This is a genomic window from Chryseobacterium sp. SIMBA_038 (genome assembly GCF_046535115.1).
GTDB lineage: Bacteria > Bacteroidota > Bacteroidia > Flavobacteriales > Weeksellaceae > Chryseobacterium.
Map to the genome: position 1 here is coordinate 1,110,029 of NZ_JAWRXH010000001.1, position 21,505 is coordinate 1,131,533.

General features: G+C 32.9%; 19 protein-coding genes and 1 tRNA gene. 5 read left to right on the forward strand and 15 right to left on the reverse strand.

Features of this window, described 5'->3' with window-relative positions; genetic code table 11:
* Positions 1–63: 63 nt before the first annotated feature.
* The 7 genes from SB689_RS05040 to SB689_RS05070 form a co-directional block, all read right to left on the reverse strand.
* Complete coding sequence (locus tag SB689_RS05040; RefSeq protein ID WP_410691068.1) at positions 64–606, reverse strand: SRPBCC family protein; 543 nt, start codon at positions 604–606, stop codon at positions 64–66.
* 18 nt (positions 607–624) lie between these two features.
* Complete coding sequence (locus SB689_RS05045; protein WP_410691069.1) at positions 625–996, reverse strand: VOC family protein; 372 nt, start codon at positions 994–996, stop codon at positions 625–627.
* 1 nt (position 997) lies between these two features.
* Positions 998–1,399, reverse strand: coding sequence for a hypothetical protein (locus tag SB689_RS05050; protein WP_410691070.1), 402 nt, complete (start codon positions 1,397–1,399; stop codon positions 998–1,000).
* A gap of 2 nt (positions 1,400–1,401) precedes the next feature.
* On the reverse strand, positions 1,402–1,872 hold the full coding sequence (locus SB689_RS05055) for a hypothetical protein (RefSeq protein ID WP_410691071.1): 471 nt from the start codon (positions 1,870–1,872) through the stop codon (positions 1,402–1,404).
* 20 nt (positions 1,873–1,892) lie between these two features.
* The gene (locus SB689_RS05060) at positions 1,893–2,348 is read right to left on the reverse strand and encodes a DUF1569 domain-containing protein (RefSeq protein ID WP_410691072.1); all 456 of its coding nucleotides are present in this window, start codon (positions 2,346–2,348) and stop codon (positions 1,893–1,895) included.
* 250 nt (positions 2,349–2,598) lie between these two features.
* Positions 2,599–3,087 carry a serine protease inhibitor ecotin gene (gene eco / locus SB689_RS05065; protein ID WP_410691073.1) on the reverse strand — a complete coding sequence of 163 codons (489 nt, stop codon included), beginning with the start codon at positions 3,085–3,087 and terminating at the stop codon, positions 2,599–2,601.
* 44 nt (positions 3,088–3,131) lie between these two features.
* The gene (locus SB689_RS05070; RefSeq protein ID WP_410691074.1) at positions 3,132–9,029 is read right to left on the reverse strand and encodes an alpha-2-macroglobulin family protein; all 5,898 of its coding nucleotides are present in this window, start codon (positions 9,027–9,029) and stop codon (positions 3,132–3,134) included.
* A 19-nt stretch (positions 9,030–9,048) separates the two neighbouring features.
* On the opposite strand from SB689_RS05070, the gene SB689_RS05075 reads away from it, so the two are divergent.
* The 3 genes from SB689_RS05075 (at position 9,049) to SB689_RS05085 (ending at position 11,436) form a co-directional block, all read left to right on the forward strand.
* Entirely contained in the window at positions 9,049–9,804 is a 756-nt protein-coding gene (locus SB689_RS05075; protein ID WP_410691075.1) for a hypothetical protein, read from the forward strand.
* A 3-nt stretch (positions 9,805–9,807) separates the two neighbouring features.
* Positions 9,808–10,887, forward strand: coding sequence for a DNA replication/repair protein RecF (recF, locus tag SB689_RS05080; RefSeq protein WP_410691076.1), 1,080 nt, complete (start codon positions 9,808–9,810; stop codon positions 10,885–10,887).
* A 255-nt stretch (positions 10,888–11,142) separates the two neighbouring features.
* Complete coding sequence (locus SB689_RS05085; RefSeq protein ID WP_410691077.1) at positions 11,143–11,436, forward strand: hypothetical protein; 294 nt, start codon at positions 11,143–11,145, stop codon at positions 11,434–11,436.
* Here SB689_RS05085 and SB689_RS05090 read toward each other — a convergent pair.
* Genes SB689_RS05090 through SB689_RS05100 form a run of 3 tightly spaced genes read right to left on the reverse strand, consistent with a single transcriptional unit; the run spans position 11,414 to position 15,192 of the window.
* On the reverse strand, positions 11,414–13,444 hold the full coding sequence (locus SB689_RS05090; RefSeq protein WP_410691079.1) for a recombinase: 2,031 nt from the start codon (positions 13,442–13,444) through the stop codon (positions 11,414–11,416). The genes SB689_RS05085 and SB689_RS05090 overlap by 23 nt on opposite strands.
* Before the next feature lie 13 nt (positions 13,445–13,457).
* Positions 13,458–14,102 (reverse strand): monofunctional biosynthetic peptidoglycan transglycosylase, encoded by a 645-nt coding sequence (gene mtgA / locus SB689_RS05095; RefSeq protein WP_410691080.1) that lies wholly within the window; start codon positions 14,100–14,102, stop codon positions 13,458–13,460.
* Positions 14,103–14,145: 43 nt separating this feature from the next.
* Complete coding sequence (locus tag SB689_RS05100) at positions 14,146–15,192, reverse strand: ABC transporter substrate-binding protein (protein WP_410691081.1); 1,047 nt, start codon at positions 15,190–15,192, stop codon at positions 14,146–14,148.
* Positions 15,193–15,251: 59 nt separating this feature from the next.
* Here SB689_RS05100 and SB689_RS05105 point away from each other — a divergent pair.
* Positions 15,252–15,325, forward strand: a tRNA-Arg gene (locus tag SB689_RS05105).
* Here SB689_RS05105 and SB689_RS05110 read toward each other — a convergent pair.
* Positions 15,291–16,853: a recombinase family protein gene (locus tag SB689_RS05110; RefSeq protein WP_410691082.1), complete on the reverse strand. Its 1,563-nt coding sequence runs from the start codon at positions 16,851–16,853 to the stop codon at positions 15,291–15,293. The two genes, SB689_RS05105 and SB689_RS05110, sit on opposite strands and share 35 nt — an antisense overlap.
* 121 nt (positions 16,854–16,974) lie before the next feature.
* Positions 16,975–17,196 carry a hypothetical protein gene (locus SB689_RS05115; RefSeq protein WP_410691083.1) on the reverse strand — a complete coding sequence of 74 codons (222 nt, stop codon included), beginning with the start codon at positions 17,194–17,196 and terminating at the stop codon, positions 16,975–16,977.
* 159 nt (positions 17,197–17,355) lie between these two features.
* Here SB689_RS05115 and SB689_RS05120 point away from each other — a divergent pair, with 159 nt between their 5' ends.
* A complete protein-coding gene (locus SB689_RS05120; RefSeq protein ID WP_410691084.1) occupies positions 17,356–18,351 on the forward strand; it encodes a PDDEXK nuclease domain-containing protein in 996 nt (331 codons plus the stop codon).
* Between the two features lie 25 nt (positions 18,352–18,376).
* Here SB689_RS05120 and SB689_RS05125 read toward each other — a convergent pair whose 3' ends face one another.
* The 3 genes from SB689_RS05125 to SB689_RS05135 form a co-directional block, all read right to left on the reverse strand.
* Positions 18,377–18,670: a helix-turn-helix domain-containing protein gene (locus SB689_RS05125; RefSeq protein WP_410691085.1), complete on the reverse strand. Its 294-nt coding sequence runs from the start codon at positions 18,668–18,670 to the stop codon at positions 18,377–18,379.
* 163 nt (positions 18,671–18,833) lie between these two features.
* The gene (locus tag SB689_RS05130) at positions 18,834–19,682 is read right to left on the reverse strand and encodes an RteC domain-containing protein (RefSeq protein WP_410691086.1); all 849 of its coding nucleotides are present in this window, start codon (positions 19,680–19,682) and stop codon (positions 18,834–18,836) included.
* 38 nt (positions 19,683–19,720) lie between these two features.
* The gene (locus SB689_RS05135) at positions 19,721–21,391 is read right to left on the reverse strand and encodes a helix-turn-helix domain-containing protein (protein ID WP_410691087.1); all 1,671 of its coding nucleotides are present in this window, start codon (positions 21,389–21,391) and stop codon (positions 19,721–19,723) included.
* Positions 21,392–21,505 lie beyond the last annotated feature (114 nt).

Below are 21,505 nucleotides of genomic sequence, written 5' to 3' on the forward strand. Positions count from 1 at the left end.
TTTGAATATTTTATTTTGATTTAAAAGTTTAGTTTCCTTCTGCTTATTGCTTTAAGCTAAAACCTATGGTTTTTCAGACATTTCTTTTAGTCGAGAAAGTCCTTTCTGATAATCTTTTCCAATTGCATCTTCCATATTCATAAACATCTTCATTACTGTAAATGGATACGGAATTTTTGACGTAAATCCCCACGTTGCTTTGCTTCCATTTCCTTCCGGAACTACGGTTACATACGCGTGAGCTTCACTTTCGTAAGGAGTTAAGAATTTAATATCTGTATCAATTCTTTTCTTGGCTGCATCTACTTTTTTCACTTCCTGACAGCCTTTTCCAGCTTCATCTTTTTTGCTGTCCCAACATACTTTTTCTCCTGGTTGCCCTGTAACTCCTGTCCAATCTTTTTTCATATTTGGGTCAAGATGATTCCACGGACTCCATTGATCCATTGATTTTAAAGTATTGGTATTCTGCCATACTTTTTCAACGGGAGCGTTGATGGAAATTGATTTTTCATAATTACAGTCACCTGAAATAAACGCTGCGAGAATCAGCCAAAAAATCAGGATTGAAGCTAAAACTATTGCAATTCCTTTTAAAATTTTCATATCATTTGTTTTTTATATTTATCTGTGCTGATCGATTAAAATCATATTTCCGTCAGGATCTTTCAGGAAAATATGTTCAGGGCCGGAGGTTGTTTCATCTGCTTCTTTATCAAGCTGAACACCATTTTCCTTTAAATGTTTCTGAATTTCACGAACATCATTAAAAGCTTCCAGATTCTGAGCATTCTGATCCCAACCCGGATTGAAAGTAAGCATATTTCCATCAAACATCGCCTGAAAAAGGCCAATAAGATGTTCCTCATTTTTCATAATGAGATAATTTTGCTCCGTACTTCCCGCCATAGTGCTGAAGCCCAGTTTTTCATAAAAATCTTTAGACTTTTGAAGATCTTTTACACTTAAACTTATCGAAAATGCTCCTAATTTCATATTATATTTTTTTATTTAAAGCCAATTTATATCCTACTAAAACCAGTCCCCAAACTACAATCCCAAGAACCCAAAACCAAATCGGAGTGGGTAGAATATACATCATATAAATTCCTTGAAGTAAGAAAATAACTCCACAAATAACAGCATATGTTTTTCTGCCGTCATCAGCAATTTTTGTAGCGAAAAATCCTGCAATCAAAGATGCCAAAGCATAGCCAAGAATAACAAAAAGCAATGCCATCAAAGGTGCGGTTTCCAAATATTGCTTCAAAGCTTCCATGTCGTTTTCCTTCATTCCCGCAGGTCGTGGAAATAAATAATGTCCTAATTTTTCAACAATAGTGATGGTTACAACACCAAAGAAGAGCCCTCCAAGAACGGCTAAAATTCTTCTGAACATGATTATTGATTTTTTAAACGTGTTTTAAAATCTAATGTCCCGTCATAGCTCTTCCAATCACCGATGAAATCGATGTATTGAGCTTCGATCTTTTCAGTAGCTTTATTCCAATTGAAAGTATAAATGAACTTACCTTTGAAAACTCCGGAATGCTTTCCTTTCTTTTCTTCAACAAGTTCATATTCACCATAGATCATGCTTTTTTTCTTGCCGTCTTTGTATTTGGTGATCGTTAAATTACCTTCAAACTTCGTGTAGTTTTTATCAACAAGAGAATATCCTGAAACAAGATATTGCTGATCATTTTTCTTGTTTTGTTCAGAAGTATTGATTTTCAGTTTAATTTCCTGTTTATCGTTTCCAATTGTTCCTGTGTAAGGTTTACTGTCGTTTAACCAAACATTGGAAATATTCGGCATTTGGGATAATGCAAAATTGGAAACGAGAATGAGGAGTAATAAAAGTTTTTTCATGTGTGTGTATTTAATTTGTGTTAGACTCCGAATTGCGACAAATGGTGATTCAAATGTTTTGCAAACATATTATTCCATTCGTCAGAATTTAATTTTCCGAAAGAAAAAGATTCTTTACCATCAAAAGCAGAAGCCCCCAATTGCTGTGTTTTTTGGATATATCCAATTAATCTTTTCTTTTCTTCACCAAAATTCTTTCTTCCTGAAACCAAAAACTGTGGAGAAGTAGGAGAATCTCTCGGATACGCTTTCTCACCTACCACTTTAGGCTTTACAAATCTTTTTAAAATAAATTTTGCAATTGCTCCCGGTTTTTTGTGTTTTTCAGGTTCGTATACCATTTCGTAGGTTATACAACAGTGAGCCAACATCTGATCAACAGTCATTTTCCCCCACAAACCGTGAGTATCTTCAATCAATTTATTTATTCTATCAATGTAATTCTGAGCGTCTTTTGCGTCAAATACGTTTTCCATCTTTTTCTAATTGTTAAAAAACAAATATATCAGTTTTTTTTCATCATTTTACACCTATTAAAAAAAAGGATGTAAACAACTATCAAATAGAAAGTTAGGAGTTTAAAATCTTAAGTTCTAAATCATTGATTATGAATGGTAAAATAACATATTTTTCTCGCAAATCTTGCTGATTACGCAAATTTTCAAGTAAGTATAAAAACAAAACTCCCCACAAAATGTGAGGAGTTGATATGTTGATCGTTCAAGATTATTTTTGAACGGCTTTCTTCATTGCAGCGTCCGGGCGCAAGATTCTGTAACGAACTTCGAGGTCTTTTGGGACATAGAACACCAATGGTAATTTGCTGTTGTATCTTACGATCTCGGGCTGGATGTAGACGAATTTTTTGGTCATTTTTTTGTCCAGACAAGCCATTAATGTGCTTCCAACTTCACCGTTGGATTCTACGTCATAATAGTTGTAGCCCCACCCTTGCAGATCCTGAGATTTTACATTTCCCATCAAGAATTGTTTGTTACAGTCCAGCATTTTTTCTGCGCCTACGAAAAACTCTACTTTTAAATCGTTTTCGTTTTTAGCGACTGGAAGCTGGATGTAAACTTGCTTATATCCCTCTTTTGCTTTCGGGAACATTTCAATCTGTAATTTTTCAAATTTATCTGCTTTCTTTTGCGCGAAAGCATTTACTCCGATCAACATTACGAGCCCTGTCATTACTGTTTTTGAAAATTTCATTTTGTTTTATTTTTAATATTTTACTACTTCCCTATAGCCAAAAATCATTCCAAAATCTGAACATTTGTTCCTTTTGTATGCGCATTCATCTGCGGTGCATAATAGTTTTGCATCGTTGTAATCCCATTGGAGAACTTTCCTGATGCGTTGGCTATGTAATCGTATTCGAATACAAATTTTCCTTTCGGCATGTACTGAATATAGAAGTTGGTTGAAGCATCTTTTGTGGATTGATAGTAGCCTAAGTTGTTCTTCCATTGATAACCCGAAAGCACATCTACAGGCTCAAATCCTGCTGCACGCATGTCTTTGATGTGGATAAATTCCATTGGACGGTCTGTGTTCAGGATCATTCTTACGGTTACTTTATCTCCTACTTTTAATGGAGTTTCCGGTGAGATTTTCTGTAATTCTTCTCCGTTTACCGTTTTTACTTTTTTGTACAATTCTTTTGTGATCGAGATGTAATTTTCTGATGATTTAATTTTATCTATATCTTCATAATATTGCCAGAATAATCCGCCCTGAACAATTCCGGGGCCTGGTTTTGTTACCGTTACTGTTCCTAAGTTTTTATCAACAACATCAATTTTTACGGTTGATTTCACATAACCAGTTGCCTGAGTTTGCGGCTGTAATTCTTTTCCGCCCCAAACGATTGTTGCTTTGTCGCTTTCTGCGGTTGTCCATGATTTTCCTGAATTTAATATCGTAAAAATCACTTCCGAAGTTCCTCTTGAACTTCCCCAAGAATTGACTTCTTTTTGCGTGATTAACCAGATTTTCATGTCTTCGATGAACTTCTGATCGTTTGGTTTTAATATATTGAAAGCTTCCAACGCTCCTGCCTGATTCACCACTTTTGAACCGAACCAACCCCAATCGTTAAGGTTTTGTTTCCAATAAACGCCTTGTGTTTTTGTATCAACAGAAGTTTCTTTTAGATAATTCATTAATTTATCCGAAGTATCTTTTAATCCGTAATTGCTCATCAATAACGCTGAACGGTGCAATCCGAAGAACGTAAAATCTGTGATTTTTACCGTTTTTGCTTTTTGTTTTACTAAAGTTTTTAAAGTTGCGCCTTTTCCTTTTAATGGATATTGTTTTTCCCAATAGTTTCTGGTATCAAGATAATCTAACGTCCAGTTATTCCAAACATTTTCTTTTTCCACATCCCAATATTTAGCAATCTCATTATCTACATACTGAACCAGTTTTGCAACCAATTCTTTCTGCTCTGAACTTTGATAATCATTCACATTATCTTTTAACCAAGAATTGATTTTTCCTAAGTTTTTAAGAATATATAAAGAAGTTCCGTACGAGCTAGGGTAACCAGAATACCAAGAGAAACCTCCGTCTGGATTTTGCAGTTTTTTGAAATCATCCCAATCCTGATTGATCGAGTTTTTCATTGTATTGGCATCAAATAACAATGCTAATTTCTGCATTTGCTCTTCTTCGTTTTTGCTTTCCAATACCCACGGAGTTTCTTCCAATAGTAATTGCTTCAATTCCTGATTTTTCTCAAGATTTGAATTTAATAATCCTTTGCTTTGGTACTCTTCAAAGACAGTTTTCATTTTTGGATTAGCCTTGAAAATCTCAGAAGCCAACACATCTGCAAACCATTTATTGAAGATTACATCCGCAGAATTATTCTGGTCATTTTTCAGGCTTGGAAGTGCAAACATAATTTCCCAAATAGGGTTTGTTGTCAATTCCAATGTATTTGAAACATTTGAAATCGTTGTTGAATTTGAGTCTTTAAGATTATCCAAAACAAACGTTTTCGTTTCGCCTTCTTTTACAAAAACAGGAACTGCATCCGTCACCAGCATTCTGTTGGGAAGAATCGCAACAGCTTTTTGTTCACCATCAGAATATTGTCCAGCTTTTGCAACCACTTTTAAAATAATCGATGAAACGTTATTTGGAACCTTTACTTTCCAAGTTAATGCTGAATTTCCGTTTTCATTTAAATCAAAATTCTGAGTGCTTGCATTTAACCCAAATTTAGACGAAATATCTTCGTTAGTGAATGCATCTAATATTTGAAGATTTGCCGAACCACTCAATTTTTTGCTCGTTAAGTTTGAAAGTTTTGATTGAAGGTTCAATTCATCCCCTTCTCTTAAAAATCTTGGATAGTTTGGTGTCACGGAAAATTCTTTCTGCGTTACCACTTCTTTATTTAAAGTTGCTGCTCTTGCGTCTTTTGTATGAGCCAAGAACATCAGTTTCCATTTTGTCAATGCTTCCGGAGAAGTGAATTCGAAGCTTACATTTCCTTCTGCATCGGTTTTTAAATCGGGATAGAAGAAAGCTGTTTCGTTTAGATTTTGGCGGACTGGGATTTTATCTAAAGAACCCGAATCATCTTTGTCCAATACTCCATCCGCATCAACATCGGTATATTCCGCTTTCTCTTGTTCGCTTAATGATCTTCCTGAATCTATAATATCTATTGCAGCATCACTAATTCTTGCAGATTTCATCTTTCTCGATCCAGCAGCCATTGGAGCCGGAACAGCACTAGCATATCCTTCGACTATAACTCCGGACGCTCTTCCTTGCAAATAACCTACAACATTATTATCAAACCAATTAAACTTAGGAACTTCTACATAATTACCATTGAAATACTGTAATCTTTTCTGATAATATTTCTGTTCCAAATATTGTCTGATATCATAAGATGTTACGATTGAAAAAGTAGTATATAATTTCTCCCAATTGAAGCTATTTGCAGCAAACTGATCAAGAGACATATCGTACATATTTGCCAACACTTCGGCATTGATTTTTTCCTTATCATTTCCTAGAACCTTCACAGACCATTTTTCTTTAGAATTTGGTTCTAATTTATCTCTGAAAGTCACTGTTTCAATTCTCAATGGCTGTTCCGTATCTTTTATTTTTAAATTAACAGATTGCGTTTGAACATCATTAAATGCCACAACCTGAAACTGAATATTCAACGTTGCTACATTTTTATCTTTTGGAATATCAGCAGTATATTCAAGAATTCCGTTTTTGAATTTCTGAGTTTCTGCATCTGTTTTTCCTGAACCGTCCTGCACAAAAATGTTTACTAAAGCATCCTGAATTGCAGAATAAACATAGATCTTAGCCTTCTCTCCTCTTGAAAATTCATTTTTAGGTTCTAAAACGGTTAAGAATGTTTTCTGAGTTGATTTTAAAGATTTCTTATCCCAAACACTGAAATTTTGAGAAGATTTTATGGTGTCTTTTCCTTCAATATTATATAACTCTAACTGATAATCTCCTGCTTCAAGCTTTCCTAAATCAAGAGATTCTTCACTTCGCTTTGTTCCATTTAGAATGACAGAAGAGGTTTTCCAGTTTTTCAATTCATCATTTTTATCAAATAGATCATGTGGGAATTTGTTGATAAACTCTTCTTTAGAATATTTCGGAAGATCCTGAATTTCTGATTTAAAATTATCTCTGAAAATCCTGTTCGGAGCGTTCAGTTTAGATAATTTAACCTGATATGATTTTTTTAAATCCTGTTCGTTATAATTCTTCGTTTCAACTTTCACTTTTACATTTTCATCCGCAAAAGTATTTTTGATGTCTTCTGCCTTAATGTAATGAGAAACCGAAGCTACTTTCAACTGCGTGTCTGCAGACTGCGTTTCACCATTAATGTCCGTAACCGAAGCATTAATTTCATAATTATCAATCTGAATACCTTCTAATTTTTCATCTTTTTTAAGGTCTAAACGGATAACAAATTCTCCTTTTTCATTCGTTTTAGCTTCTCCAAGAATTGAATTTTCATTGTCATCACCTTGTGGATACCATCCAAAATATCTCCATCTGATGTTGTGCTTTTTGATCTCATAATTTACTGTTGTATTGCTCAAAGCAACACCTGAGAACATTATAGCTTTCCCTTTTAATTCAATGGTTTGGCCATATTTATATTCTTCTTTTACGGGATCAAAAGTCACTTCAAATTTTGGTCTTTTGTATTCTTCAACGCGAATATCTTTATTACCATTCGTTCCGCCGTCTGTTCTTATGAAAAATACACCATTCAGTTTTCCTTTTGGAAGAATAAAACTTCCATGATACGAACCGAAATCATTGGTTGTAAAGTTTTGAGAAGTAACATCCTCGCCATTGGCATCCTGCAACGTTATTTTCTGTTTTAAACCTGAAGCGACAGACTCAATTTCTTTATCAATTTTAGTATTAATTACTTTGAAATAAACGGTTTGCCCGGGTCTGTAAATCGCTCTGTCTGTAAAGATCTGAGCTTTCGTACGGGTTTGTTTGTTCGGATTATATTCTGCTGGATTTCCATCATTTCCATACACCTGCATAATCTGGAAACTATTGGATTTTGGTTGCTGAATAAGGAAAGTTCTGTAATAATCCTTGCTCGTCGTTGTTGGAAATTTGAAAACTCCTATATCGTTTGTCTTTCCTTCGATTTTAGTTAATGTTTTATTAGAAACAAATTCATAAAACGTAATATTTTCATTAATAATAGGTTTTCCGTTTTCGCTGTTGACTAATTTTAGTTCGTTTGAAAGTTGATTTCTATCTGTTTTAGATTGATAAATAATTCTGTTATCAGAAACTAAAAAGTAAAAATTCTGTCTGGATTCATTATCTTTTGCATCCGATCCGGCAACAGAGTATTCTGCCACATAAACTCCGGAAGGCAGAGGTTTAACCTCCAAAGATGTTTTATGAGTCTGGAAATCTTTAGGATCAGACAATTGAAACACATCTTTTCTTACCAAATTCTTTTTAACCTTGCTATATAGATCTCCGTAAGAATTTTGCACATATTGCATTAATGATGTGTATTCTCCTTTTACTTCGTAGATATTGATTGAGAATTCTGAAACGTTTTTATAATCTGCAACAATATGAATCGGTAGATTACCTTGCGTTTGTGGCTCATATTTAATATTTAAAGAAGGATTCGTGATTTGATTTTCCTTGTTTTTAATATTTTCTATGAAAGGAGATTTCGGATATTGACTTTTTGCCTGAGCTGCGATTTCCAAAGCTTCTTTTGATTTCTTTTTGCCATTAAGTTCAGTCATGATCTCTTCCATGACCAAAACTTTATAATCGCCTTCTACATTAGATTTTACAAGATTTTGAAGCTGCTCTAATTTATCTTTACATAGATTGAAATTACAATTCTCCAATAATTTCTGATGCATGAAATACAATTTAGAATTTCCTGTATTCTGAGCAATTAATTCATCAAAAATAGTATTGATCTTCGTTCTGTTTTCTGTAAGTTCATTTTTAGTGAAAAGTCCGTTATCAGATAAGAAATTAACTTTTCTCAACGAATACCAATCTAACAAAGTCGGAAAATAAGAAATATCTTTTGTGTTTGAAAAAGCATCTTTATAGCCATTTAATGAAACTTTTTTCATTTCCGGCTTTTCTTTGTCAAGCTCCTGAAAGTTTTTAGTTAAATAATTTTTAAAATCAAGTTTGCTCCACGTTTCGATCTGAGAAACATCTTGAGAATTTAGATTCGTTCTTCCATTGATCTCCCAAGAATGCTGATTATAATAATCCATGAAAAAACTATTCAGCAGAACATCATAAACCAATTTCCCTTCACCTTTCAAATTTTTATCGGAATTTTGAAGTTTAACGAAAAACTTAGAAGCCGCATCATTTTTATTATCATCACTCGTCTGATTAACGATCGTAAATTCTGCCTTTAAAGATCGAATAAGCTGAAGTGTATTATTTTCTTTCATAGCATGGTTTTGTATGTCTAAAATAACGGGAAGATTAGATTTATAAGCACCTTTTTTACTATTTTCCTCTATTTTTTTCCACTGATCGTCATAATACTTTTGCCCGAAAGCTCCTGATGAGCTCAGTATTAAAAGTAAAAGCACAAAAATCTTGGAGAATTTTTTCATATATGTTATTTTTGTATAAATGAATTTCTTAAAAATACTCAAAAAAACTGTTATAGACAGTCAACTTTATGTCTCATTAATGGGAACACTTTTTGCAGTATTTTTCATGCTAGAGCAAAACACGTTCCGTTTGCCTACTGTTATCCTGATATTCATTACTTATTTCAGCGGATATCTTTATACAAAATATCAGCGCACCAAACATTTCTTTAAAATATTAGTCTTAAATGCAGTCGCGGGTGTAATTTGTGCATTTCTTATCATTCATAATCATAATGAAATCCGATTGATAAAATGGTTCATTATTGTTGTTTTGGGTCTTCTTTATAATAGTTTTTTTCTTGATGTTTATATTCGAAAAATCCCATTTTTGAAGGTGTTTTATGTTGGACTTGTTTGGGCTCTTGTCAACTGTTGGCTGACTTTACATGAATTTAATCTTCCTATTTTTCTGATAAGTTTTTTCTTTATTACTGCCTTAGTTTTACCTTTCGACATTCGGGATATGAAAAGCGATACTATCAAGACTTTCCCAATGATAATCGGCGTTCAAAACACAAAATATATTGCTTATTTACTTGTTTTTCTGAGCAGTATTTTAGCAAGTTTTTATTTAAATCTTAATTATTCAATTGCTTTTTTTCTGACAAGTATTGTAACTTATATTTTTATTTATTTCGCTGAAAATAAGAGAAATGACGCCTATTTTTCGTTCGGTGTTGAAACATGTTCTGCACTTCCTTTTTTATTTCTAGTAATATTGGAGTATTTTTGACGAATGATTATTAATAAGCTTTCCCTGTATAACTTCAAGAACCATTCTGAGAAAAAATTTGAATTTTCTCCACAGATCAATTGTTTCGTAGGAAATAACGGGGTTGGAAAAACAAATATTCTGGATGCTCTTCATTACCTTTCAGTAGGGAAAAGTTTTTTGGGAAATACCGACATTAATAACATCAAAAAAGACGAGGATTTTTTTACGATAGATGCTGAAATTCAGAATGATGACAGTGAAGATATCATCAAAATTTCTCAACCTAAAGAATCAAAAAAGATCATCAAAAAGAATGATAAAAGCTATGATAGAATGGCTGATCACATCGGTTATTTACCCAGTGTGATGATTTCTCCTTATGATTCTAATTTGATCTCTGATTCCGGAGAAAGCAGAAGAAAATTTCTGGATTCTATGATTTCTCAGACGAATTCTGAATATCTTTTTGAGTTGATTCAATATCAAAAAACGATTCAGCAGAGAAATGCTTTGTTAAAATATTTCGCTAAAAACCGAGTTTTTGATAAAGATTCTTTAGAAATCTATGACGAGCCGATTTCCAGATCCGGAACTAAAATTTTTGAAAAAAGAAGAGCGTTTGTATCACAGCTTAATCCTATTGTTCAAAACTTTTATAACATCATTTCAGGCGGAAAAGAAACTGTTTCTGTTATTTACGAATCACATTTATTTGATGATTCATTTCAAAATTTATTAAAAGATAACATCGAGAGAGACAGAATGTTAACCTACACTTCAAAAGGTATTCACAAAGACGATCTTCTTTTTGATATGGATTCTGTTTTAATTAAAAAAATAGGTTCACAAGGTCAACAGAAATCCTTTCTTATAGCTTTAAAATTAGCTCAAATGAGTCTTGTTAAGGAACTGACAGGAAAAACCCCAATCCTATTATTAGATGATATTTTTGATAAGCTTGATGACCAAAGAGTTTCTCAGCTTATTGAACTCGTAAATCAGGAAAATTTCGGACAGATTTTCATTACAGATACGCACAGAGAACGTACAGAAAGCGTAGTGAAAAAGATTAATGAGGAAAGCATAATTTTTGAGATTTAATTTTATATATTTGATTTACTAAACAAAATCAAATCAATTTAACATGAAAAAAGTACTTTCATCAAAGAAATTATCTAGACAAAATCTAAAGGAAATTCAAGGTTCAGGAGGACCAGGAGATATTTGTTGTCTTACAAGCTGTGATACAGGAGAATGTTTATATTGGACGCAGTGGCCTACAAAGTGTCCCATCTTCCCGGTTTGTCAATAAAAAAATCAAAGGCTACAGAAATGTAGCTTTTTTTATTAAATTTTATGAAGAAGAAAAAACGAGAATACCAGTCCTCAGAATTAGTAAAATCATTTGCCAGAATCTATGGATTTGAACATAAACTTGTAGCATTTGAAATTAAAGATTTCCTCGAAGAATATCTTGATGAAAGCCTTTTTAATGAAATCCAAAGTGTAAATATTGAAGACAAATGCATTATTATAAAGATTAATTCTCCTTTATTGAAGAACGATTTTAAAATGCGCAGAAGTTTTTATTTGAAAAAGTTTCAGGCTCAATTTGGAGAGGAGAAATTTAATGATCTTCAGATTTTGTAGACATTGAATTGCTCATCATATCATCAGCTCTTTTATCCAGTCCCGAGCTTATCGGAAGGAAAAACTTTAATGGATTTTTGAAAAAATACCTAAATATTTCTTTATAAATTTCACTTACCTGTCCAAAATTTAGTTTTCTTGATCTGAATGCCAAAAACATTGATAAACTAAAACTTACTAAAAAGTTAAAGAATCCAATCAGGAAAACGGTAAAAAACGAGATCCAGAAAGTATAAGAATCTACCGAAAAATCTTTTCCGTAAAGTCCAATCGCAAAGTTTCCTGCGGCGAAAGTAATGTGACGAATATCTAAGTCTAATCCGAAGAATAATCCCACAGGAGCCGTTGCTCCAAGGAAAACTCCAAACCAGAAATTAGAGACAATTCCAGGCCAATTTTTAGCATAATATTTCGATAGTCCTTTGGCGAATTTTGCTCCAAAAAGCCTTCTGATAGAAAGGTTTTTTGCAATTCTTTCCGGTATTTGGAAAAACACTGAGTTGTTCCCAATATTCCCCGAAATTATCCCCGAAATAAAAAGATAAAATCCTGCAATACTCGCATGTAAAATAGCTTTAGAGTGAAATGGATCTAAGTCTTTCAATAATTTATCAGATCGGTCAACCGCAAGATTTTGTGAGAAAAATACATCCAACCCATAAATAATTGCCAACGCAATAGGGAAAGATAACAATACGTTTCCAACAAACGCAATAAACTGACTTCTAAATAGTTTTGAAACTAAATGAGCAAATTCTGTTCTGTCATTTTTAGTATTTCCCTCCTCAGAAAGAACTTTGGTCATCGTCGCTGCAGTCATGGCCGGCTGTTTCGTTGCCAACGTAAAACCCATCAGATAAATCATTACAAATCCCATCGCATAATTCATCGAATATAAAAATGCATGGGAAAAATCACTTCCCGGAATGTAGCCGTAAAGCATTTTCAAGACACATAAAGCTCCAACGATTATTCCACCACCACTGGCTTTGTAGAACATTTTCATATACTCTTTTCGGGTAGATGTAATGTAATGTGCGCCTGTTTCTGCGGTATGATTTGTAATAAGGTGGGAAATTAACCTCGTACTGTCATTAATGAGTTCAGAAATATTATTCTTATGAGATTTATAACTTAATATGTTAAAAACTAACTGTTTAGATTTGATTAAAATATCTTCTTCAGTATCAATCACCAACAAATTTACAATATCATAAACCCTTTGCATCTGCTGACGGATTTTCAGAAGAGACTGATTAATTTTTCCTGAAATTCCATATTTAGATGAATTTTTAAAGGCAATATTTACAAATTCCAAACATTGTTCGGTGTAAATTTTAATCTGCTTATATCTGCTGTCTTTTGAATGTAATTGAAGGTCAGGATTTTTCTCCAGTTCTGCAGCAAGATCTTCCAATTCATTTTGTAAAGCCAAAAACGGATTGTCAAAATTTCTGTATTGCGGAGCCATTCTTACCACTTCCACTTCCATCGCCATTCCTGTAGCGCGCCACGAAAGGATATTCATTGCGAAGATCATTTCTTTTTTCACTTTTGATTTTGTGATAAAATCTGCAGCGCCAAAAATTTTCAGTAATTCGTTGATCTCATTTTCGGGAAGATTATGGAGATATTTTAGATCAGCTTTAGGTCTCAAACTGATATTATCCACCATAAACCAAACGGTTTTTTCGTTTTCTACAGGTGGTAATATTTTATTAAGAATCCTTTTTTTAAGCTCAGGAAAGAAAGCATTTTCAGACAAAATATTAGCTTCCGTTAAAGACAGATTGAATGGTCTTCCAGCGAAAATATTATGAATGTAATGTTTAAAATTTTCAGCAAAATTCGGATTGTTTCTAAAAAAATTAAGAACATCCGTAAAATCTGTTTTTTTTATACTCTCTAAAAACTCTGCAAAAGGTTCTAAAGAGAGGGTTTCATTCTTAAAAGAAAAATATTTTTTAAGAACAGATTCAAAATTTGTACTGGAATTGAAGAACTTCATTAGTACAAAGATACTATTTCAAACTCACATTCCTCATTTGTCTCATGATCCAATTGTGTTTCTTTCTCAAATAAGGTGACGGATTTTTAGGATCATACTTTTTCGGGTTGGGCAAAACAGCAGCTATCCATGCCGCATCTGAAGCTGAAAGATCTTTGGACGGCTTGCCAAAATAATACTGTGCAGCAGCTTCTACACCGAAAACGCCCTGCCCCATTTCAATCGAATTAAGGTATCTTTCAAGAATAATATCCTTACTCCAAACTTTCTCAATAATGAAAGTATAAACAGCTTCCAACCCTTTTCTCATCCAACTTCTACCCTGCCAAAGAAAAACATTTTTTGCTGTTTGCTGAGAAATAGTGCTTCCACCTCTTATTTTTTTTCCTTTTTCATTATTTTTCATTGCCTTTTCGATGGCCGTGTAGTCGAAACCGTCATGCATAAAGAACTTTTGATCCTCAGAAGCAATAACCGCTTTTTTCACATTATTCCCCATTTCGTCGTAGGAAATGTAATCTCTGTGCAGTTTTCCGAACTCAAAAAGCCCTCCGATCTGTGTAATGGTGATCGGTGGATTGAAGAATCGCCCCCAAACAATGAATACAACGTTGAGAATGAGAACAATAAAAATAAACTGTTTAATTTTTTTCCACATATCTATTAAAAAAGGAACTGCAAAAATAAACAAATAGTCTGAGTTATTGCAATTCTTTCATATAAGTCAACTGATAATCCGGAAGAAGCTCCGGATGAAAAATTTTAATATAATCTTTAAGAACAAGATCGGCTCTTACAATTCCGCTTTCAAAAAAATCATTGGCTTTTTGTCTTTCTTTACCCATAATTCCGTAGATTTTCCCTTTGTTGAAAACACTTAATTTTCCATAAAAAGGATTTAGGCTAAGCATTTCTTTTTTTGAAGTATGATTTCCGGCATTTACCCAATATTGAACTGTGTTGGATTTTGCAAAAACTTCTTCAAAGCTCATTGTTAAAGCTTTTTCGTCCGTATTATTTTTTAAAATATATTCTGCATTGGCATCTGAAATAAAGTTTGCGACAGAAGTTTTTCCGCCTGGTAGATACCAGACATCGCCATACATTTCATTCGCTAAAACAACAGGTTTTGATTGAGCTTTTAAAGCCAGTTGCTTTAATTCATTATAGTTTTTCTCGATTTCAGTGAATTTTGTTTCTGCTTCTTTGTCTTTTCCGAAAAGTTTCCCGAAAAGTTTTAGATAAGCCGTCTTTTCCAATGGTTTCTGTTCCATATATTCATCAAGAAAAATAACCTGGATTCCGTTATTTTTTAATAATTGATAGGTATTGTCGAAACTTGCGATATGATTGGTGAAAATAGCATCAGGTTTTAATGAAATGATTTTTTCAACATCATATTTCTGTTCGCTTCCTACATTCTGAATTTTTCCCTCTTTAAGTAAGTTTTGAATTTTATCTGAATAAATATATTCCGGACTTGAAACTCCGATAATCAAATTTTCTGCTCCCAACTCGGAAATATATCCCGCCATACTTGCATTCAGTAAGATAATTTTCTTGAAAGGAATCTGATTTTTCTTTAAATCATAAGTGAAATTTCCCGATTTTAAGTGTAGAGCATCATTCTTCTCATCATACTGAACCAAATTCGAGATGGAAACCGATTCTGAAGGTGAATTTTTTTGCTCTCTTTTACAGGCGATTAGCGTGAAAAACGTGATTAACAGTAAAATTTTTGCTTTCATCTTTCAAAGAAAAGAAAAAAGTGCTATATTTGCAAACCTTAAAACAATAAGAAAACAATGGCCTCGTGGCGCAACTGAATAGCGCATCTGATTACGGCTCAGAAGGTTACAGGTTTGAATCCTGTCGAGGTCACAAGACCGACATTTGAAGATTTCACTCTTCGATGTCGGTTTTTTTTATTTCCTAATTCACTGTTATACTGATAGATACACTGAGCAACAATATTCATTTTAGGTGTTTGAAAACTTTTCCCGTCAAATTCAACTTTTTGAGGAAATATCAAACACCCTATCGTTCTTTTTGTATGAAAATCTCCCTGTTTATAAAGGTTTGAAAGGTTCTCCATTGCATCTAACGCTTGATCTATTTTTGTTTGGATATCAATTTCTTTCTTCTCTGAAACCATATGACGTATCTCAGTTTCGAGTTGTTCAATTTGTGATCTGGTGGTTTGTTTGATCTCTTTGTAATCCTCTTCATCTAATTTATCAGAAAGGTATTTATCCCTTGCATTTGAAACTTTTTCGTTAAGTAGATTGATCTCCTTTATAATTGATTTTCTTTTTTCATCAATATCGCCGGTAAACTGTTTGTAATTATCAAGAAGTATACTTTTTAAGAGATCTTTAATAATTGGATTAAATTCCAATTTGCAAATTTCAGTTTCGAATAGTTCGTTAAGTTTATCCGAATCAAATCTAAATCCGCATTTGTAGTGGCAATGATAATAATAGTAAGTTTTAGATTTTCCTTTGGCTCCGCTTGCCGTGAGATTTTTTCCACAGTTCGGACAGGTAAGTAGACCTCTTAGAGGGAAACGTTCATTTCCTAAGACCCTACCTCCCGGCCCTTCTACTTTTCTTTTTTTATCCATTACCATCTGCACCTGATTAAAAAGCCTTTCACTAATTAACGCTTCATGCTTGCCGTCGATATGGTATGCCTCCTCCTGTTTATAATTTTCAATATAAATTTTACCACAGTATACAGAATTTCTCATGGCCTTTGAAAATGCACTTCGTGACATGGATGAACCGTCTCTCTTGTTCATTTGTACTCTTACATGATCTGTTGGAATATGGCCTTTAGCAACCTCGTTAAAAGCCCAAATTAAATTTGACGCTTCAGGCTGTTTTACAGCGATATATTTCTTTCCGTCCTCATGGCTTCTATTAATATATCCATAGGGAGCTATTCCCATTAATCTTCCTTCCTTTTTTGCTCTCCTCATTCCATGAAAAGTATTTAACGCTCTTCTATCATTCTCCACTTCGGGTGTTGACAGGTAAATGGCAAGCATTAATTTATTTTCAGGGACAGACATATCTAAAGGCTGCTCAATAGCTTGTGGAATAATATGATTTTTTTGTAATAAGCTGATCATCTGGTACGCATCACTTGTATTTCTGCTAAATCGATCCCATTTTGTAAATAATACAACGTTGCTTTGATGGCTTCTTTTTTTTATTTCTACTAAATACTTTTTCCATTCTGGACGCTCGAAACTTTTCGCAGAATGATCCTCATAGATAACTTTATTAACAGAAATATTACTGTTTATACAGTATCTACGCAGTCTTTCTTCCTGGTCTCTTTGGGAATACCCTCTTTCAGCTTGTTCGTCAGTTGAAACTCTAATATATAAATCTGCTACAATCATACTATTTTATACTTACTTTTTAAAGTTTAATAGGAATAATGGCATAAGGAGAAAAAATCAATAACGTAATTGATGCCACAAAACGGTTATGCTTTTAACCGTACTACTAAATTACAAATAATCAATCATATGCGAAAAATTCTTTTAATGTAAGTTTGACTAGTATGTAAAGAAATTCCATAATTTCTTCAGATTGCTCCTCATTTATATCATAGCCGGCTTTACGCAATATAGTAAAAGCTTTTTCGGGAGGGATCTTTTTTAGATCAATGGCCGGTACATACTTTTGAATTCCTAAATTCTTCGCATAATTTTTCTCTATACTTCGTTTCGCTTTCTTCATAATGATCAACTTAAGTATTGTTATAATTATGTAATTTAGAATTGCCCATATTTCAAGCTTTGTGAGTGGTCTTACGAAGCATTTTTTGGCGTTCTTTTACAGTTAAGTAACAATTGATTTTTTAGAAAATTAGCCTTTCAAATTTGTAACTTTGAAATTATGAAAGAAAAAGATTTAGAGTTTAAGCAAGAGTTATATAGTTCGATTGCAAAAATTATAGCCGAATCAAAGAATAATGTTTTCAAGACTACTAATACCATACTACTAAAAATGTACTGGGAGATTGGCCGCATTATTATTGAAGATGAACAAAATGGAGAACAACGTGCTGATTATGGAAAATCTGTTTTGAAAAATTTGGCAAATCAGCTTTCACTTGAATTTGGAAAAGGTTTTAATGAAAGAAATCTAAATAATATGAGAGCTTTTTTCAATTCTTTTCCAATTTGGAACGCAGTGCGTACCGAATTGAGCTGGACTCATTATAGAATTATAAGCAGGATTGACAATCCAAATCACAGAATTCAGTATATAGAATATTCAATTGAAGGAAACTGGAATACAAGAACGCTTCAGCGAAATATTGACAGTCAGTATTTAGGACGACTACTAAAACTTCCTGAGAATAATGATAGTAAGGAAGCATCATCTTTCATAAAAGATCCATACATTTTTGAGTTTCTTGGACTCCCAACTGATACAACACAAACAGAAACTCAAATAGAATCTGCTCTTATTTCCCATCTACAGCAATTTTTAATGGAACTGGGAAAAGGCTTTGCTTTTGTAGCCAGGCAACAACATATTGTTACAGATACATCAGATTTTTTTATTGATCTTGTATTCTATAATTACTACCTTAAATGTTTTGTTCTTGTTGATCTTAAGACCCATAAACTTACTCACGAAGCTATCGGACAAATGGATATGTATGTAAGGATGTATAATGACCTTAAAAAAAGTGATGACGATAATCCAACCATCGGTATCATTCTTTGCACTGAAAAAGATGAAACTGTTGTAAAGTACTCGGTAATGTCGGAGAATGAAAAACTGTTTGCCAGTAAGTACCGAACGTATTTACCTGATGAAAGAGAACTTAAACAACTAATAGAAGCGGACAGAATAAAGCTTGAATTAGATCATTTGAAATAACAAACATGCTCATAAAAATTATAAATTATTTTCTTTTTGATGATTTAAAACTATCTCGTATCAATTGATGCACATCGGAAAGCTTATAATAAATCTTACCGCTAATGGTGTAATATGGCAGCTTTTCTTCAGATCGGTATCGCTGAAGTGTACGGGAACTGATTTTCAGAAACTGCAAAACATCTTGATTGTCCAGTAACTGTTCCCCGTCAATACTGCTGAGTGCGTTTTGATTTTCTTTTACCTTTTCGCTTAAGATATCAAACCTGGTCATAATTCTATCCATCCATGAAAGAAATTCGGCTTTATCAATATTCATGATTTTTGTTTTATGGTTATGACAAAGTTTAAAAAATACAGTGAGAATCTTTCGGTAGTTCTTCGTACTACCGAAAGATTTTCTTTAAATCATAATGGATACGGAAATCCCTTAACAGGAGTTTTTATCTTAATAAAAGTAAACATCATAATTTTTCACTTTTTTAATCTTCTTCCGACAGCACATTATTTAGATTTTCATTTAAAAGTTGTAAAAATTTGGTTTTATTTGTTTTTCGATTCTTAATCTCGTTCAACGTTTTATAGAAATTTCCCAAGTCTACATTTAATGCTTTCTCTGCAGATCTTACAATTTCAGAAAACTCAATATTTCCACCATTAAAAACATGCGAACTGAACAATGCATAAAGAAGTTCAACCAATGAGGATTTTGATGAAGACCAGGATATAGCAGTCTTATCATCAACCTTTTTAAAAGCATAGCCGTCAATATTATTAATTGCGGTCAGTAAGTATTTCTCAAGTAAATCATTGGCAATAATTTGCGACACGATATGATCGTGTGAGGTCGCAAATTTTTCGTCGTAGTCATAAAGACCGGTTTCAAGCTTTGATTTAAGATCAAACTGATTTCTTACGAAATACTTATAGTCTAGAAAGTTGGCTTTACGCCGATAATATTCGTAAAAGTCTGTGTATTTGTCATAAAAGGTTTTAAGAGTCAGAAGTTCATACTCGAAATAGTCTTTAAGCACTGTTTTTCCTGCATTTGGAATAGCCACTTCGATAGAAAGAAGTTTAGAATAATAAATAAACTTAGAAATAAATTGAGGCTTAATGACCTTAAAGAAATAAATTTCTTCAGCAACATCTTCAAACTTATACTCCGCAAGTGAAGTTTTTACCTCTCGAACCGAAATATCGATTTCCATCAATGCTCTCTCGCACAGATCAACTTTCTCATATTGAAATCTAGATTCTATAAGATCTAATTTTTTCCCGAGAGCACCCAGTTTTGTTTTACATTCTTTAATTAATAAGTTGTTATCCATATTTTTTAGTAAAAAATACGAATTTAATAGCAAGAGAATTAAGCATCATTGTTCATTTGGAGTTTCTCCACAAATTCCACAGGACTGACACCTGCAACTTCAACAAAGATTTTAGAAAAATTAGATCTATTGGTAAATCCACATTCTTTAGCCAACGTTTCAATCGAATATTTCCTCCATTCACTACTTGTTGTCAACATCTGTTTTGCATATTCTATTCTTAAAAGATTAATATAGGTATTGAAATTGGAACCCTTGTATTCATTTATAATGCCGGATAAATAAGTCGTATTGGTTTTTAGTTTTTTCGCAAGCTGATTTTGTGTTAATCCTTTCTCCAAATAAAATCTATTCTCCTCCATGATCTCGAGCTTGCTAAGAATATCATTAATAACTTTATCCGTGAGTTTAGACACTTTATGGGGGGCTTTCTCTTTATCATCAGGAACATTTTTATTAACCAAACGGTTTCTGTTATTTGCACTATTTTTTCTTTTTTGTTTCATTTGGTAATATCTTGTGCCGGAATAAATAACACAAGAAGTTATTGCAGCCCCGGCAATAAGATAACCGAATAAAGAAGAAGATTCTAGTTTCTTTTTTGATTGAACAAGATCTTCTGTATCGTACTCTTTATACATTTTTCCTGATAAATACTTAAAATCACTAGAGAGTACTTTATCAAAACTCAGCAGCTGCTTGGTGTAATACAGTTCATCAATTGCATTACCTGTACTTCTACAACAGTCGATCAGTAATTCATAAGCTTCTCGTACTGCGGGTAATACAAATTGATGCTGCACAAATATTGAATCTACTTTCTTCAAATTAGCATATCCTTCGTTTGTCTGTTTATTTCGTAGGAAAATTTTTCCCTTTAAAAAGTAGATGACTGAAGCATTGGTAAAATCCTGCTTTTTTTCTATACCTACCAAAGCAATATTAAAATCAGATAAAGCGGTTTCATCTTTATTTTTAATAAAATTGAGAATTCCCCTCAATTTATAAAAATAACTTCTTTCAATATCGAAGTTCAAATCATTCGCAGATTCTCTCATCCCTTCATCAATAAATTTCGATGCTTCATCAACTTTTGATTGATGGAGCAAACAAATAGCCATTTGATTAACACTATTTAAATATCCCTTCTTCGTATTATACTTAAGATTGGGAAGATTTTCATTCAATTTATATACCTGATAGTAAGAACGGCATTTTGAAAAAATCTGGAGTGCCTCGTCATAATATCCTAGATAACTCTTCACAACACCAATATGATAAAGATTTTTATAATGCAGATATGAATTATTGGAGTTTTTCAAATAGTTCCATGCATTAAGATATTCATCAAGAGCTTTTTGATATTTTCGATAGGTAAAATAGTAAACGCTTCCTTTAGTTAAATAGGCATTTCCAATCACATCGCGGTCTTTTGATTGTTGCGCTGCCCAGATGGTACTGTCAGCATAAACTAATTTTCTTTCTTTTGAAAAACTCGTAGCGTCTCTGTATGCCTGAGATAATTCCTTGAAATTATTTTCAACTTTTGCCCTTTTTATGTATACCCTCACAAACTCCAATCCCCTTTCATCATTTTCAGCAAAGTTATCATAAGATGATCTTAATTTCTCGAAATCAGTTGCCTTGAAAAATACACAAAAAAACAGCAGAATAAATGACATTTTATTCAAGTCAAAAATAGTTTTCATAGTGAATTATTATTATCTGGTGATTATGATATAAAATTAAGCAAAATGAACAAAGCTGACATTAATTTCCAAAAACAGGGAATTACAAAGCTTTCATTTCATCAATTACAACCT